The 14,499-nt window shown below is 61.3% G+C and carries 14 protein-coding genes; 4 read left to right on the top strand and 10 right to left on the bottom strand.

What is annotated here, in order from left to right; genetic code table 11:
• The first annotated feature begins 37 nt into the window (after positions 1-37).
• Positions 38-937 (top strand): type 2 periplasmic-binding domain-containing protein, encoded by a 900-nt coding sequence (locus FDM28_RS08740; RefSeq protein ID WP_138514769.1) that lies wholly within the window; start codon positions 38-40, stop codon positions 935-937.
• Positions 938-1,003: 66 nt separating this feature from the next.
• Here FDM28_RS08740 and ylqF read toward each other — a convergent pair whose 3' ends face one another.
• Positions 1,004-2,023, bottom strand: coding sequence for a ribosome biogenesis GTPase YlqF (ylqF, locus tag FDM28_RS08735; RefSeq protein ID WP_138514768.1), 1,020 nt, complete (start codon positions 2,021-2,023; stop codon positions 1,004-1,006).
• A gap of 186 nt (positions 2,024-2,209) precedes the next feature.
• Here ylqF and FDM28_RS08730 point away from each other — a divergent pair, with 186 nt between their 5' ends.
• Positions 2,210-2,806, top strand: a complete 597-nt coding sequence (locus FDM28_RS08730; RefSeq protein WP_138514767.1) for a hypothetical protein — start codon at positions 2,210-2,212, stop codon at positions 2,804-2,806.
• Here the strand turns inward: FDM28_RS08730 and gshA are convergent.
• The gene (gene gshA / locus FDM28_RS08725; RefSeq protein ID WP_138514766.1) at positions 2,803-4,341 is read right to left on the bottom strand and encodes a glutamate--cysteine ligase; all 1,539 of its coding nucleotides are present in this window, start codon (positions 4,339-4,341) and stop codon (positions 2,803-2,805) included. The two genes, FDM28_RS08730 and gshA, sit on opposite strands and share 4 nt — an antisense overlap.
• Positions 4,342-4,512: 171 nt before the next feature.
• Positions 4,513-5,430 carry an SDR family oxidoreductase gene (locus FDM28_RS08720; protein ID WP_138514765.1) on the bottom strand — a complete coding sequence of 306 codons (918 nt, stop codon included), beginning with the start codon at positions 5,428-5,430 and terminating at the stop codon, positions 4,513-4,515.
• Positions 5,431-5,549: 119 nt separating this feature from the next.
• On the opposite strand from FDM28_RS08720, the gene FDM28_RS08715 reads away from it, so the two are divergent.
• Positions 5,550-6,404: an NUDIX hydrolase gene (locus FDM28_RS08715; protein ID WP_138514764.1), complete on the top strand. Its 855-nt coding sequence runs from the start codon at positions 5,550-5,552 to the stop codon at positions 6,402-6,404.
• A 73-nt stretch (positions 6,405-6,477) separates the two neighbouring features.
• Here FDM28_RS08715 and FDM28_RS08710 read toward each other — a convergent pair whose 3' ends face one another.
• Complete coding sequence (locus tag FDM28_RS08710; protein ID WP_240791954.1) at positions 6,478-7,428, bottom strand: tRNA dihydrouridine synthase; 951 nt, start codon at positions 7,426-7,428, stop codon at positions 6,478-6,480.
• A gap of 346 nt (positions 7,429-7,774) precedes the next feature.
• Here FDM28_RS08710 and FDM28_RS08705 point away from each other — a divergent pair, with 346 nt between their 5' ends.
• Positions 7,775-8,047, top strand: a complete 273-nt coding sequence (locus FDM28_RS08705) for a hypothetical protein (RefSeq protein WP_138514762.1) — start codon at positions 7,775-7,777, stop codon at positions 8,045-8,047.
• 42 nt (positions 8,048-8,089) lie between these two features.
• Here the strand turns inward: FDM28_RS08705 and FDM28_RS08700 are convergent, their stop codons facing one another.
• From FDM28_RS08700 to FDM28_RS08675, 6 genes are all read right to left on the bottom strand, one after another.
• Positions 8,090-8,614 (bottom strand): GNAT family N-acetyltransferase, encoded by a 525-nt coding sequence (locus tag FDM28_RS08700; protein ID WP_206021938.1) that lies wholly within the window; start codon positions 8,612-8,614, stop codon positions 8,090-8,092.
• Positions 8,614-9,261, bottom strand: a complete 648-nt coding sequence (locus FDM28_RS08695; protein WP_138514760.1) for a dihydrofolate reductase family protein — start codon at positions 9,259-9,261, stop codon at positions 8,614-8,616. Before FDM28_RS08695 ends, FDM28_RS08700 begins: the two co-directional genes overlap by 1 nt.
• A 139-nt stretch (positions 9,262-9,400) precedes the next feature.
• Positions 9,401-9,886, bottom strand: a complete 486-nt coding sequence (locus FDM28_RS17640) for a hypothetical protein (RefSeq protein WP_170211674.1) — start codon at positions 9,884-9,886, stop codon at positions 9,401-9,403.
• 607 nt (positions 9,887-10,493) lie between these two features.
• Positions 10,494-12,050: an alkyl hydroperoxide reductase subunit F gene (gene ahpF / locus FDM28_RS08685; RefSeq protein ID WP_138514758.1), complete on the bottom strand. Its 1,557-nt coding sequence runs from the start codon at positions 12,048-12,050 to the stop codon at positions 10,494-10,496.
• A 177-nt stretch (positions 12,051-12,227) separates the two neighbouring features.
• A complete protein-coding gene (gene ahpC, locus FDM28_RS08680) occupies positions 12,228-12,791 on the bottom strand; it encodes an alkyl hydroperoxide reductase subunit C (RefSeq protein WP_138514757.1) in 564 nt (187 codons plus the stop codon).
• Positions 12,792-12,965: 174 nt separating this feature from the next.
• Positions 12,966-14,477 (bottom strand): tripartite tricarboxylate transporter permease, encoded by a 1,512-nt coding sequence (locus tag FDM28_RS08675; RefSeq protein ID WP_138514756.1) that lies wholly within the window; start codon positions 14,475-14,477, stop codon positions 12,966-12,968.
• Positions 14,478-14,499: the final 22 nt, after the last annotated feature.

The following is a 14,499-nucleotide window of genomic DNA, read 5'->3' as shown; positions in this document are numbered from 1 at the left end:
CCGCTTTACAATGCACCAAAACATAGCGGAAGCAGTAATGCGGCAACTCCCCGCCTTTCGGATATTCGTGGGACTCCTCAGCGCCTTGCTGCTGCACACCGCAGCCCTGGGCGGCCCCATGAACTACATCTACCCGCCCCCCGAGAGCGGGGCGGATGTGCGCATGAATTTTTACTGGGACGTGCTGCAACTCGCGCTGGACGAAACCAGCGCCAAGTGGGGCCCCTACACCCTGCAGGCATCCCCAAAAGTGATGACGCCCGGCCGCGCCGAGGTGCAGCTCAGCGCGGCGCAAGACATCACCCTCATGGCGCGCACCACCAGCGTGGAGCGCGAGAAAAAACTTATTCCCCTGCGCATCCCGCTGGACAAGGGGCTCACCGGCTACCGCCTGTTTCTCATCAAAGGCAACAACCAGGCGGCGCTCGGCAGCATTCGCGGCCTCAAGGAGTTGCGGCAATTCAGCATCGGCCAGGCGGGCAATTGGGTGGATGGGGACATCCTGCGCCACTCGGAGTTGCAAGTGGTGCCCGGGCCCACGTATGAGAGCCTGTTCTCCATGCTGGATGCCGGCCGCTTCGACCTGTTTTCCCGCGGAGTGAACGAGATCAGCGCGGAGCTGGCGGCCAACGCGCACACCTATCCATCGCTGACGATCGAGAAAAAGCTGCTGCTGTACTACCCGCTGCCGCGCTACTTTTTCTTCTCACGCACGCCAGAGGGCGAGCAGCTCGCCGCGCGGGCCGAAGAGGGTTTGCGCATCCTGATGCGCAACGGCAAATTTCAAAAGCGCTACGCCGTATTCAAGAAAAGCCTGCTGGAAGACCTGCAGCTGTCTGGCCGCCGCATCCTCCGCATTCCCAACCCTCTGCTGCCGCCGGAAACGCCCTTGGCCGACAAGGCGCTGTGGGATGACCTGAGCGCCGAGCTGCGCTGAGTCCGCAAGCAAACGCTATCAATTCAGGAGCTACTCGCGCACATTCCACGTGCGCTAGAGACCTATTTAACCCTCAACCCCGGGTTCTTCCGGCCCGGCAGCGCTGCCTGCCGCTGCTTCGCGCGCATCGCTGTGGCGGGGTTGGTCGGGGCGCTTGACCTTTTTGAGGCGGATGAGGCGGGCCATCTCAATGGCGTCTTTCTTCATCTGGCGCTCGGCGTCGATCTGCTTGCCCTCTGCCAGCCACTGGGCAAATTGCTCCGGCGTTTCCAGGGTGATGCGGCCCATCACCGCACTGCGGAAGTCGTGGATCACGATCTCAGCCGCCTTGTTCAGGTTGATGCGCCCGCCCGATTGCAAGGCACCGCGCTTGCGGCCGATGGCGTCCAGCAGCTGCTCGTCGGTTTGCTCCGCCACGCCGCTGAGCTTGTAGCGGGCCTCCAGCGCACCGGCGTAGTGCTGGCGCAGGTAGTCCAGCAGCTCCAGGGCCACCTCTTCTTCGTCAAACGCGTTTTTGCCGATGGCACCGCTGGCTGCCAGGTTGTAGCCGCTCTTGGCCACGATGATGCGCGGCCACAGCACGCCGGGCGTGTCGTACAAATAGAAGTCGTCGGCAATCGTGATGCGCTGCTCGATTTTGGTGACCCCGGCCTCGTCACCGGTTTTGGCGGCACGCTTGCCCTTGAGGGTATTGATCAGTGTGGACTTGCCCACGTTGGGAATGCCGCAAATCAGCACCCGCATGGGCTTGGCCATGCCGCCCCGGTTGGGGGCCAGCTCGTGGCAGGCGGCCACCAGTGCCTTGGCCGGGGTGCTCATGCTGGCATCCAGCGGCAAGGCACGCACGCCGGGCATGGCGTTGTAGTGGGCCAGCCAAAGCGCGGTGCGCTCGGGGTCGGCCAGGTCTTGCTTGTTGAGCACCTTGAGCGCAGGCTTGCCGGAGGTGAGCTCGGCCAGCATGGGGTTGGCGCTGGAGCCGGGCAGGCGGGAGTCCAGCAGCTCGATGACTACGTCGATCTCCTTGATGCGCTCCTGAATTGCCTTGCGGGTCAGGTGCATATGCCCCGGGAACCACTGAATTGCCATGCCGTGTGTCTTTCTGCCTGTCGCTAAACCCTGCATTGTCCGGCATGTGGCCGCCCCGCGCTGCTTAGGCAGCCGCCCCTAGGAAAGTGGCCGGATTTAAGGTGCCTTCACTAGGGGGCTTCTTGAGAATCCATGTATCGATAGTCCGATTCTCGGTTTACGTTCACGATTCACAAGGAGTTTTCCATGCGCACCACCCTGTCCACCGCCACCCACGACCTGATTGCCACCTACGGCAACACCGCCAAAAACGTGATCCACGCCTACCGCGTGGGCAATGCCCGTGCCGCCGGCTACGTGGAGAAAACCTGGTCTGCTGCCGTGCAAAAAGCCGGCAAGCGCATCAGCAGCGAAGTGCGCACCAACGCCCTGAGCGCTCAGAAAAAACTCACCGGCTACTACGTGCAAGGCGTGACCCTGACCACCGACACCGCGGACACGGCGGTGAACAAGGCCGTCGAGCTGGCTGGCAAGGGCCTGGAGCAAGTGGCCGCCAACGCCACCCGCTTTGAGCAGACCACCGGCCTGAGCACCCTGAGCACCGTGGCCAACGCTGCCGTGCCCGCCGTGGTGGCTGTGAACAAAGTGGCTGCCAAGCTGGAAGCCAAGAGCGGCGATTTGGTAACCCGCATGGGCGGTGCCAAGGCAAAAGTGAAAGCCAAGCCCAAGGCTACCGCAGCCAAGCGCCCGGTCGCCAAGGTCGCTCGCAAGGCGGCTCCCCGCGTGCGCAAAGCAGCAGTAGCTACCGAAGCCGCAGCACCGGCTGCAGCAACCGCCGCTTAAGCCGTTGCGTTGCGGCGCCCCGCCACCAGGCGGTGGGGTGCCAAAAACTCTTTCAGGTAGACATCAAACGGCATGGTGTCTGCCGCCTCAATGGCGCGCTGCGCCTCCCACGATTGGGCAGACTCCTGTTCGAACTGCGCTTGTTGCGCGGGCGCCAAGGGTTGCGCCAACATCGATTCACGAATCTGGTTGCTCTGCTCCAAGGCGAAGTGGGCAAACGAGCCACCGTGCGCCTGCTGCATGGCCTGCAATACACGGGCAGACGGCAAGGTATCCGGCTGGTCCAGCCCGACGCTGGCTGCAGCCAGTGCCTCGGTGTAGAGCGTGTTGCCGTGCGCGGCGTCCAGGGCCTGCGCAAAAGGCTGCATTTGGGCCAGCAAATCGCGGCCCCAATCCACCAGGGTGACCGGTTCGCCGTTGCGCTGCAAGAGCAAGCCCGGCTGGCGGCCGCGTTCAGCCACATCCTGCTGGTTGCGCGCCAAGGCCGTGATTTCGGCTGGCGTGTCGTCCGGGCTGGGGGTAGCCAGGCTGTGCAGCAAGAACACATCCAAAAAGCGCATGGTGGTGCTGTTGATGCCCACCACCTCAAAGGGGTCCAGGTCCATCAAACGCACTTCCACATACTCCACACCGCGCTCGCGCAGCGCGTGCAAGGGGCGCTCGCCGGGAAAGGTGACCCGCTTGGGGCGGATGGTGCCGTAAAACTCGTTTTCAATTTGCAGCAGGCTGGTCGCCAGCTGGCGGTATTCACCGTCCGGGCCTTGTACGCCAATGGCTTCGTAGGCCGGGTAGGCTTGGGTGAGCGCGCCGTGCAGCGAGTGGCCGTAGCCTTCCAGGCTGTTGTAGCTCACCGCGAGCGACGATTGCGCGTCGCTCTGGTAACCCAAGCGCCCCATGCGCAGCGAAGTGGCATAGGGCAAGTACATGGTGCCTTCGCTCAAAGGCTGCAGCTGGTGCTGGCGCCCGGCCACAAAGGTGGCGCACACCGCAGGCGATGCGCCGAACAGGTACAGCAGCAAAAACGCATGGCGGCGGAAGTTGCGGATCAGGCCGAAATACGCCTCGCTGGACACCTCCGGCAGCGACCAGTTGTAGTGAATGCCCGAGATGGTTTGCATGCGCCGCCCGTAGCGGTGGCCCAGGCCCATGCGGTACACGGTTTTGGAGCGGCCCACATTCGAGCTACCGTACTGGCCCAGCGGAATCGCGTCGTCCCCCGGCAAACAACAGGGCATGCTGGACGCCCACAAGCGCTCTTCGCCCATGCTTTGCAGGGTAAAGCGCTGCACATTGGTGAGCTCTTGCAGGCAGTCTTCCGGCTGGGCGTGGACCCCGGTAATCAACTCCACCTGGGACTCGCTGAAGTCGGTGGTGATGTGGGGGTGCGTCAACGCCGAGCCCATGGCCTGCGGGTGCGGCGTCATGGCGAGTGCGCCCGTGGGCAAGGCGCGCAGGCTCTCTTTTTCCAACCCGCGGCGGATGCCGCGCAGTCTCTCGGGGGTCAGGGCACTGAGGGCCTCTTGTTGTCTGTCCATTACCAGTGGCCCTTAGCTTGTGTACGGTGAGGTGGGGGGCGCAAAGGTACCACAGGCGCATGAAACATGCAGAGCGCCGGTTTTCCCTCTGGCTATTGCGCTCAGATGGAGCCCCGGCGGGCTATTTCAAGTCTGCCGCTGCCCCTCGCGCTCAAGGCAGCATGCTCATCATCAGGCTTTGCCGGCCAGGTGGGACAAAGCGCGAGTCACTTCCTGGCTGCCTTGCGCTGCACCACTCTCCGGCACCATGTCGCCCGCGCGGGCCAGCACCTGCCGCAGGTTGGCAGCCAATGTTTCGGGCGCTTGCGCATCCAGCCCTATCCACGCGCCTTGCGTCAGCGTGATGTGCGCGGCCTCCACACTGCCGGCACCGGCACACAGCGTGGTGCGGGTGGGCGCGTCCTCCGACACCAGCACCAGCATGGCGGGCACCACGGCTTCGGGCTTGAGGGCTTCCAGCACTTGCGGCGGCATCAGGCCCTCGGTCATGCGGGTGGCAGCCGTGGGGGCCAGGCTGTTGACGTGGATGTTGTTTTTGGCGCCTTCCAGTGCCAGGGTCTGCATCAGGCCCACCAGCGCCAGCTTGGCAGCGCCATAGTTGCTCTGGCCGAAGTTGCCGTACAGGCCGGAGCTGGAAGTGGTCATCAAAATGCGGCCGTACTTTTGCTCGGTCATGTGGGGCCACACGGCTTTACAGCAATGCACGGCGCCCATGAGGTGCACGTCCACCACGGTCCGGAAGTCGGCAATCTCCATCTTGGCGAAGCTCTTGTCGCGCAGGATGCCGGCGTTGTTCACCAAAATGTCCACCCGGCCCCAGGCGGCTATGGCCTGCTGCACCATGGCCTGCACCGCTTCAAAGTCGGTGACTGAGGCGCCGTTGGCCATCGCCTCGCCACCCGCCGCGCGGATCTCGGCTACGACCGACTCGGCCGCAGAGAGCGAGCCACCGGAGCCATCGCGCGCGCCGCCCAGGTCATTCACCACCACTTTGGCGCCGCGTGCGGCCAGGGCCAGCGCATGTTGGCGACCCAAGCCGCCGCCTGCGCCCGTTACGATGGCCACGCGGCCTTTGAAATCCAGATTCATGACTCGTCTCCTCGGGTTGTGGGTTCCGACCAAGGGCAAGTCCGTAGGCCCCCAGTCAGCTGCAGGTACTTTAATTCAAGCAGTTGCTCACCAAAAAACAAAACAGAAACAACAGTCCCATGCAAGACACCCTCGCCCCCGCCAGCGGCACGCCGCGAGATGCCTCCACCGTCGTGCTGCTGCGCGATGCCCGTCACGGCCTGGAGGTGTTTTTGATGAAGCGCAGCGGCCTTTCAGACACCTTTGGCGAGGCCTATGTGTTCCCCGGTGGCAAGCTGGACGCGCACGACAGCAGCCCTGCGGCCCTGGCAGCTCTGGACGAGCCGGCCACCGCCTTGGCGCAGCGCCTCGGTGAGGCGGACCAAAGCCCCGAGTTGGCTGCCGGCCTGTATGTGGCGGCCCTGCGCGAGCTATACGAAGAGGCCGGTGTGCTGTTGGCTCTCGGAGAGCGGCGCCCGGCCAGCCTGCAAAGTGCCGACTGGCAGGCCTGGGTGGACGAATCTGCCGCTCAGCTTGCAGCCAGCGCCCTGGTGCCCTGGAGCCGCTGGATCACGCCCCGCATGGCGGCGCTGAGCAAAAAGCGGTTTGACACACGCTTCTTCCTCGCGCTGGCGCCCAGCGACCAAATCGCCAGCCACGACAACTATGAAACCACCGCCAGCATCTGGCTGCCGCCGGTGGAGGCCCTGCAGCGCTACCACCGGGGCGAGATTGAAATGGCGCCGCCCCAGATGATGAGCCTAGGCCACCTGGCCCGCTACACCACGGCAGCCGAGGCCTTGGCAGCGGCCCGCGCGCAACTGCCACCCTGCATCTGCCCTGAAAACTTTGAGGAAGACGGCACGGTCATCCTCAGCTACCCCGGTGACCCACGCCACTCGGTGCAAGCACGCGCCCTGCCCGGCCCGACCCGCATGCTGGTGCGCAACAAGCGCTTTGTACCCGAGGGGCCGCTGGAGAGTTTGTGGAGCTGAGGGGAGCGCCAAACGCTACAAAATCAATAGCTGCTAGCGCATATTCCATGTGGGCTAACGGCCGATTTGACTCTTAAACAGGAATAGAGCGACGTATCCACGCATCCACATCGCTGGGCTTGACCAGCGTGCGCATGTCATCAAACGCGACCTGCGCTTCGGGGTAGTGGCGGCGCAGCAGGTTGAGCCACTGCTTCACGCGGCCGGCCTGCTGCTTTTGCTCCAGGCGCGTGCTGGCCACTTGCCAGAAGGCGTGCATGAGTGGACCCAGGTCTTGCCAGGTCCAGTCCTCGCCCGGCTGGGCAATGCTGCCCTCTACGGTGCCCATGGTGGCCAGAATGCTGCGGGCCAGCGCAGGGCGGGCCACGATGCCACGGCCCAGCATGAGCGCGCTACAGCCGCTTTGCGCCACGGCGGCTTGGGCGTCTTGCACGTTCCAGATTTCGCCGTTCACCACCACCGGCACTTGCACCGCACCCCGCACATCGGCCACGCGGTCCCAGTAGGCGGGCGGGCGATAGCCCTGGGCCTTGGTGCGGGCGTGCACCACGATCTCAGCCGCGCCGCCAACCTCCAGCGCGCGGGCGCAGTCAAGGGCCAGGCTGTCGTCGTTGTAGCCCAAGCGCATCTTGGCCGTCACAGGAATGTGGGCCGGTACCGCAGCACGTACAGCAGCCACGATGGTGTGCAGTATCTCGGGGTCTTGCAAGAGCGTGGCACCCCCGCCATGGCGGTTGACCACTTTGGCCGGGCAGCCGAAGTTCAGGTCAATGCCGGGCGAGCCCATCTCGGCCAAGCGGGCGGCGTTCTCGGCCATGCAGGGCGCGTCTGACCCCAGTAGTTGCGGCCACACGGGCACGCCCGCATAGGTGCGCGCACCGAAAGCCAACTCGGGCACCGTACGCAGCAGCGCCTTCTCGGACATCAGCGAATGCGTGATGCGAATGAACTCCGACACGCACTTCTCCACCCCGCCCACACGGGTCAGGATGTCGCGCAACACAAAGTCGAGAAGCCCCTCCATGGGGGCGAGGTAGATACGTACGGGCACTGGAAAAGGGGCGTGGCCACCCCGTGAAAGGAGGGACGCATTGTCCCCCAAGGGCGCGCGCGCGTCCGACCCCGTAAAGCGAGCCACAGCAAGACACATTTTTTAACAAGCTGGGGGGCGTGGGGCAGATCCCCCACATCGGCTCTTGAGCCCCTGCGAAAACCCAGTGTTATTTTGAGTGAATATAGAAAAACTTCATACAAATCAATGACTTAACAAACTGATGTGTGTTGGCCCGCTAGTTGCAAATCATGCGGTGCTGTGGGCACGACAGTCTGCGGCATTCACCTCAACCACTCTGTGAAAAGGAACGCACACCATGAACATCGCACTCAAATTGACAGTGGTCGCAGCCGCACTGGTTGCCGGGTCCGCCATCGCCGCCGCCGATACATCTGCTAGCAAAACCACGCGCATCGAAGCGGGCAAAGCCATCAACACCCTTCTTGCACGTGAAGGCAGCTCCGGCGGACATCGCCAGCGCCGGGGTGGCGAAGGTGGCGCAGCGAGCGACGCACCTGCCAGTGCTGACCAACTGGCTCGCGAAGGTGGTTCTGGTGGCAACCGCCAGCGCCGCAGTGGCACAGCGTAATTGCGCGGACCATGGAGTGGCAGCGGTCACTCCGCACGCCGACTACACGCGGCGCCACATATGCACTTTGCCCTTGAACCCATCCGGCGTGCGGATGGCCATGGGCTCGGTGCCAAAAGGCTCAAACCCCACCGAGCGGTAAAGCCGCAGGGCGGCTTCGTTGCCCTCGGTCACCGTCAAATTCAACACCTGCACGCCCGAGCGCTTCGCAGCGAGCGCCAGTAGCGTATCCATCAAAGCCCTGCCGGCCCCGCAGGCACGAAACTCCTGCTTCACATACATCCCCAGCACATGCGCCTTGTGCCGGGTTTTGGGCTTGGCAGAAAACTCCAGCGCCACCGTACCCATCAGTACCTCGCCCGCAAAAGCACCCAGCACGACACCCTGGGAATTGTTGATGCGCTGGGCCCACCAGGTCAGCGGCTCGGCAGCGCGCTCCTGCGGCGTGGAGGTGAATGCGTCGGCAGCCAACTCATAAGCCTCCAACATCAGCGCCCGGTAGCGGGCGGCGTCCGACGATTGCAGGGGCGCAACGCGCAGGGTGGGCAAAGCGGCGGTGTTCGGCATCATTGCTTGGACAACACGATATGCGTGGCCCGCGCCGACGCCACTTGCTGCGTGCAGGCATAGCCCAGCGACGGCAAATCCACGCCCTCGAACAGGCGCTCACCAGCGCCCAACAACACGGGCGAGATGGCGATGTGCATCTCGTCAATCAAGCCGAGGCGCAGGTATTGCTGAATGGTGTGGACGCCACCGCCCACGCGCACGTCTTTGCCCCCGGCCGCCGCACGGGCGCGCTCCAGCGCAAGCAGCGGGCCTTCGGTCACGAAGTGGAAGGTGGTGCCCCCCTCCATGACGAGCGGCGGGCGCGCATGGTGCGTCAGCACAAACACCGGCACGTGGTACACCGGGTTGTCACCCCACCAACCGCGCCAACTCTCGTCCGGCCACGGGCCGCGCACCGGCCCGAACATGTTGCGCCCCAGTATCCATGCGCCCACGTTCTGAAAGCCCCGCGCCGCAAAGTCTTCGTCCACCCCCGTCTCACCACTGTCATTGCCGAACAGGTTTTTCTGAAACGTCTTGGTGGGTATCGCCCAGCCATGCAAGGCCGTGCCACCCACGCCGAGGGGATGGTTCAAATCCTGATCAGACCCGGCACCAAAGCCGTCTAGGGAGATGGTGAAACTTTCTACACGGAGTTTGGACATGGGGAACTTATGTCAGGCGGAGTAAAACAGTCCTCCACCTTGTTCGTTCGATTGATATTTGTTGCGATACTCCCAAATCCTGCAAAGAGAGGAACTGTGCACTTGGCATTATTGAAATTTATGATTTTTGGAAGAAAAATCAAAGCACATTGTTTTCAACATCTGACCGAAATAACTTGTAAATTTCATCCGCCAAACTTTGGTTCGTAGCTTGGTTGAAATCAAACGCCACCTCGCTTGTGTACGAAGCCCGCCAGCTTTTACTCTTGCTGTCATTTACTGCAAACAGTTCATACGCTTCAATATCGGTTCTTTTGCTGAGATAAACAGTGAAGCGCTCTCTGTTTATTTCAATTGATTCTGTACGATAAATTTGGAATGAAAGGATATCCGTCATGCTTTTCCTATATGTAAAACTCGTGTTTGAAATGCATCTAAACGCTCGACTTACCTGATTACCGAAGCTCAACCAATCGAGGGATACATTGAGTCTGCGTAGTTGCGTACCTTTAGCGGCAACGAAATCCACCGAGACCGTTGGGTGAACAGCTAGTGCCATCGCTATTGCGAAAACCCCCGAGGCCATCGGGTCGAGAGCTCGTACCGTCGCTGCTTCGATATCCACCTAAACCATCGGGGCTCGTAACAGTGCCGTTGTTGTGTCGATAACCACCAAGACCATTTGGGCTTGATGTGTTGCCGTTGCTATCTCGCCAACCTCCAAGCCCATCCGGACTGATGGTGGTGCCGTTGTCACAACGAAAACCCCCGAGACCGTTGGAACTACAGTTCTGAGCGTAGGTGGTGGAGTAAATTGCCAGAGATGCGAACAGACAAACCGATGCAATCTTTCGGATAGTGATAGATGTAGCCCGAGGCACGTTTTGCAAAACATGCCGAAAACCTAGTGAAAATTCACAACTATTTGCAATTGACTCTCTCATTTAAACCCCCTTAATTTTTCGTTTGCGCAAGGCCAATTTAACCCTGCATTACGCCGCCTCACCCTGTCCGTCTGATGCGTTAAATTCGCGAGTGAATTCGGCTTCCTCACTATAACTCCAACAAAAAAATCGACCTCCACTGCATTGGCATTAGTGTTCACTGTATCTTTTGATACGCAAACGAGGCATCCGCGCGGTTCAGAGAAATGCTACAAATTTCATAGCTTTTACCTCAATAAAAAAGGGCGCCGCAGCGCCCTTTTTTATTCAAACCCTGGCTCAACCAGCTCAGTGCCGGATCAAGTGGTCAAACGCGCTCAGCGCGGCCTTGGAGCCTTCGCTGGCGGCAATCACGATTTGCTTGTAGGGCACGGTGGTGCAGTCGCCCGCAGCAAACACGCCGGGCACGTTGGTGTGGCCCTTGGCGTCCACCACGATTTCGCCGAACTTGCTCAGGTCCACCACGCCCTTCAGGAACTCGGTGTTGGGCACCAGGCCGATTTGCACGAACACGCCCTCCAGCGCCACGTGGTGCTCCACGCCGGTGGCGCGGTCTTTGTACTTCAAGCCGTTCACTTTGCCGTCCGCACCGGTGATCTCGGTGGTCTGGGCATTGGTGTGCACGGCTACGTTGGGCAGGCTGTGCAGCTTTTTGACCAACACGGCGTCGGCCTTCAGCTGGTCGGCAAACTCGATCACTGTCACGTACTTCACCACGCCGGCCAGGTCGATGGCAGCTTCGATGCCGGAGTTGCCACCGCCGATCACCGCCACGTCCTTGCCCTTGAACAGGGGGCCGTCGCAGTGCGGGCAGTAGGCCACACCTTTGTTTTTGTATTCGGCCTCTCCAGGCACGTTCACATTGCGCCAGCGGGCGCCGGTGGACAAGATCACGGTCTTGGCCTTGAGCGTGCCGCCATTGGCCAGCACCACTTCGGTCAAACCACCGGCTTCGGCGGCGGGCACGATTTTGTCGGCGCGCTGCAGGTTCATGATGTCCACGCCGTACGAGCGGGTCTGGGCTTCCAGGGCAGCGGCGAACTTGGGGCCATCGGTTTCTTGCACCGAGGGGTAGTTTTCAATGGCCATGGTGTCGTTCACCTGCCCGCCAAAGCGCTCGGCCGCCACCCCCACGCGGATGCCTTTGCGGGCGGCGTACACCGCAGCCGCCGCACCGGCAGGGCCACCGCCGACGATGAGCACGTCATACGGGTCTTTGGCACTCAACTTGGCCGCGTCTTTGTCGGCCGCGCCGGTGTCGAGCTTGGCCACAATTTCTTCCACCAGCATGCGGCCATTGCCGAACAGCGCGCCATTCAGGTAGACGCTGGGCACCGCCATGATTTCGCGGGCGTTGATTTCGTCCTGGAAAGCGCCGCCTTCGATCACCGTGGTTTTGACCTTGGGGTTCAAAATGGCCATGAGGCTCAGGGCCTGCACCACGTCCGGGCAGTTGTGGCAGGTGAGGCTCATGTAGACCTCGAAGTTGAAGTCACCGTCCAAGCCCTTGATTTGGTCGATCACGTCTTGCTCGACCTTGGGCGGGTGGCCGCCGGTCCACAGCAGGGCCAGCACCAGCGAGGTGAATTCGTGGCCAAGGGGCAAGCCGGCAAAACGCAGGCTGGTGGCAGTGCCAGCGCGCTGGAGACTGAAAGAAGGTTTGCGGGCATCGGTGCCGTCGTAGGCGACCGTGATCTTGTCGCTGCGCAGGCTCTGGATGGTTTGCAACAGATCGCGCATTTGCGCAGAGTTGTCGTCCTCACCGAGGGACGCCACGATCTCGATCGGTAGCGTCACGCGTTCCAGGTAAGCGCCGAGCTGGGATTTGAGTGTGTCGTCAAGCATGGTGATTCCTCTACTTACTGTCTGTTTACTATCAATTTCGTAGCTACTTGCGCTTATTACGCGGGCGCTACAGCCATATTTTGGGTATAAAAAAGCCGGACGGCCTTGCGCATACGCACAAGGACGCTGTCCGGCCATGGGGAGCACACCGGGCGCTCCCGCTTGAAAGCCGCAGGATTAGATCTTGCCGACCAGGTCCAGGGAAGGAGTGATGGTCTTGGAGCCTTCGTTCCACTTGGCGGGGCACACTTGGCCGGGGTTGGCGGCGGTGTACTGGGCAGCCTTCAGCTTGCGCAGGGTTTCCTTCACATCGCGGGCGATTTCGTTGGAGTGGATTTCCAAGGTTTTGATCTGGCCTTCGGGGTTGATGATGAAGGTGCCGCGCAGTGCCAGGCCTTCTTCGTCGATATGCACGTCAAAAGCACGTGTCAGGGCGTGGGTGGGGTCACCGATCAGGGGGAACTTGGCCTTGCCCACGGCGGGGGAAGTTTCGTGCCACACCTTGTGAGCGAAGTGGGTGTCGGTGGTCACGATGTAAACCTCGGCACCGGCCTTTTGGAATTCAGCGTAGTTGTCCGCTGCATCTTCCACTTCGGTGGGGCAGTTGAAAGTGAACGCTGCGGGCATGAAAATGAACACGTTCCACTTGCCCTTGATGGACTCGTTGGTCACGGTCACGAACTTGCCGTTGTGGAAAGCTTCGTTCTTGAAGGGAGCGATGGTGGTGTTAATCAAAGACATGGTGATTTCCTCTTGAATTGGTTGTTCGGTAAGTGAACGGGTTGAATCTTAGTTCGACTTTGCGATGTTGAGGGTTGATTGATCCAATGAAGCCCATTGGTTTTACCTATGGCCCTCGACGCCATAAAAAAGGCACCCGAAGGTGCCTTTTCACATAGAGCCTTGCGCAGGAAATCAATCCTCCACAAACGCCTCTTCCCGCTTGGCCTTGATGGAAGGCAGCATCACCACCACCAAGAGAGCCAGAGCCGCCACCAACAGGCTGGCTGAGAGCGGCCGCGTGACGAACACACTCCAGTCCCCACGGGACAGCAGAAGCGCCCGGCGCAAATACTCCTCCATCATCGGCCCCAGAATAAAGCCCAGCAAGAGCGGTGCGGGTTCTGTGCCCAGCTTGATGAACAGATAACCGATCACCCCGAACAGACCCACCATCCAGATATCGAAGGTGTTGTTGTTGGTCGAATACACCCCGATCGCACAGAACAGCACGATGGAGGGAAAGAGCCAGCGGTAAGGCACTGTGAGCAGTTTGATCCAGATACCGATCAAAGGCAGGTTCAGGATCACCAGCATCAGGTTGCCGATCCACATGGAGGCAATCAGGCCCCAAAACAGTTCGGGGTTACTTGTCATCACCTGCGGTCCGGGCTGGATGTTGTGGATGGTCATCGCACCCACCATCAAGGCCATTACCGCATTGGGTGGGATGCCCAGGGTCAGGAGAGGAATGAAAGAAGTCTGGCTTCCTGCGTTGTTAGCCGACTCGGGAGCGGCCACACCACGGATGTTGCCCTTACCGAAGGGAACTTCACCGGGACGCAGCTTGGTCTTCTTCTCCAGGGTGTAGGCCGCAAAGGCCGCCATCACCGCACCACCACCGGGCAGGATACCCAGCAAGGAGCCCAAAGCGGTTCCACGCAGCACGGCGGGGAACATGTTCTTGAAGTCTTCCTTGGTGGGCAAGAGACCGGAGACGGAGGCCGAGAAGACTTCACGTTCACTCTCGCTCTTGGCCAGGTTGCTGATGATTTCTCCGTAGCCGAACACGCCCATGGCGATCACGATGAAGCCGATGCCGTCGGTGAGCTCCGGGATATCAAAGCTGAAACGGGCCACGCCGGAGTTCACATCGGTACCCACCATGCCCAGCAAGAGACCCAGCACGATCATGGCAATGGCTTTGAGCAGGGAGCCAGATGCCAGCACCACCGCACCGATCAGGCCCAGAATCATCAGGCTGAAGTATTCGGCAGGGCCGAACTTGAAGGCCAGCTCGGTCAAGGGGCCTGCAAAGGCTGCCAGGATCAAGGTACCCACGCAACCGGCGAAGAACGAACCCAGACCCGCTGCGGCCAGCGCAGGACCGGCTCGCCCGTTACGGGCCATCTGGTAGCCGTCAATCACCGTGACCACCGAGGAAGACTCCCCGGGCAGGTTCACCAGAATGGCAGTAGTCGATCCCCCGTACTGGGCGCCGTAGTAGATACCGGCGAGCATGATCAAGGCAGCTACCGGCGGGAGCGCATAGGTAGCCGGCAAGAGCATGGCGATGGTGGCCAGGGGGCCGATGCCGGGCAGGACCCCGATCAAGGTACCCAGCAGACAGCCGATGAAGGCGTAGATCAGGTTCTGGCCGGTGAAGGCCACGCCAAAGCCCAGAGAGAGGTTGTTAAAGAGTTCCATGGTGCAGTCTCAGTAGGCGGTG

The sequence above is a fragment of the Rhodoferax bucti genome, assembly GCF_005876985.1.
GTDB lineage: Bacteria > Pseudomonadota > Gammaproteobacteria > Burkholderiales > Burkholderiaceae_C > Allorhodoferax > Allorhodoferax bucti.
The sequence above is the reverse complement of the archived record's forward strand: the minus strand, read 5'-3'. Positions and strand labels throughout refer to the sequence as shown.

Coding starts and splice junctions, on each gene's coding strand:
- FDM28_RS08740 (WP_138514769.1), top strand. CDS start 38: ATGCGGCAACTCCCCGCCTTTCGGATATTCGTGGGACTCCTCAGCGCC.
- ylqF (WP_138514768.1), bottom strand. CDS start 2,023: ATGGCAATTCAGTGGTTCCCGGGGCATATGCACCTGACCCGCAAGGCA.
- FDM28_RS08730 (WP_138514767.1), top strand. CDS start 2,210: ATGCGCACCACCCTGTCCACCGCCACCCACGACCTGATTGCCACCTAC.
- gshA (WP_138514766.1), bottom strand. CDS start 4,341: ATGGACAGACAACAAGAGGCCCTCAGTGCCCTGACCCCCGAGAGACTG.
- FDM28_RS08720 (WP_138514765.1), bottom strand. CDS start 5,430: ATGAATCTGGATTTCAAAGGCCGCGTGGCCATCGTAACGGGCGCAGGC.
- FDM28_RS08715 (WP_138514764.1), top strand. CDS start 5,550: ATGCAAGACACCCTCGCCCCCGCCAGCGGCACGCCGCGAGATGCCTCC.
- FDM28_RS08710 (WP_240791954.1), bottom strand. CDS start 7,428: ATGGAGGGGCTTCTCGACTTTGTGTTGCGCGACATCCTGACCCGTGTG.
- FDM28_RS08705 (WP_138514762.1), top strand. CDS start 7,775: ATGAACATCGCACTCAAATTGACAGTGGTCGCAGCCGCACTGGTTGCC.
- FDM28_RS08700 (WP_206021938.1), bottom strand. CDS start 8,614: ATGCCGAACACCGCCGCTTTGCCCACCCTGCGCGTTGCGCCCCTGCAA.
- FDM28_RS08695 (WP_138514760.1), bottom strand. CDS start 9,261: ATGTCCAAACTCCGTGTAGAAAGTTTCACCATCTCCCTAGACGGCTTT.
- ahpF (WP_138514758.1), bottom strand. CDS start 12,050: ATGCTTGACGACACACTCAAATCCCAGCTCGGCGCTTACCTGGAACGC.
- ahpC (WP_138514757.1), bottom strand. CDS start 12,791: ATGTCTTTGATTAACACCACCATCGCTCCCTTCAAGAACGAAGCTTTC.
- FDM28_RS08675 (WP_138514756.1), bottom strand. CDS start 14,477: ATGGAACTCTTTAACAACCTCTCTCTGGGCTTTGGCGTGGCCTTCACC.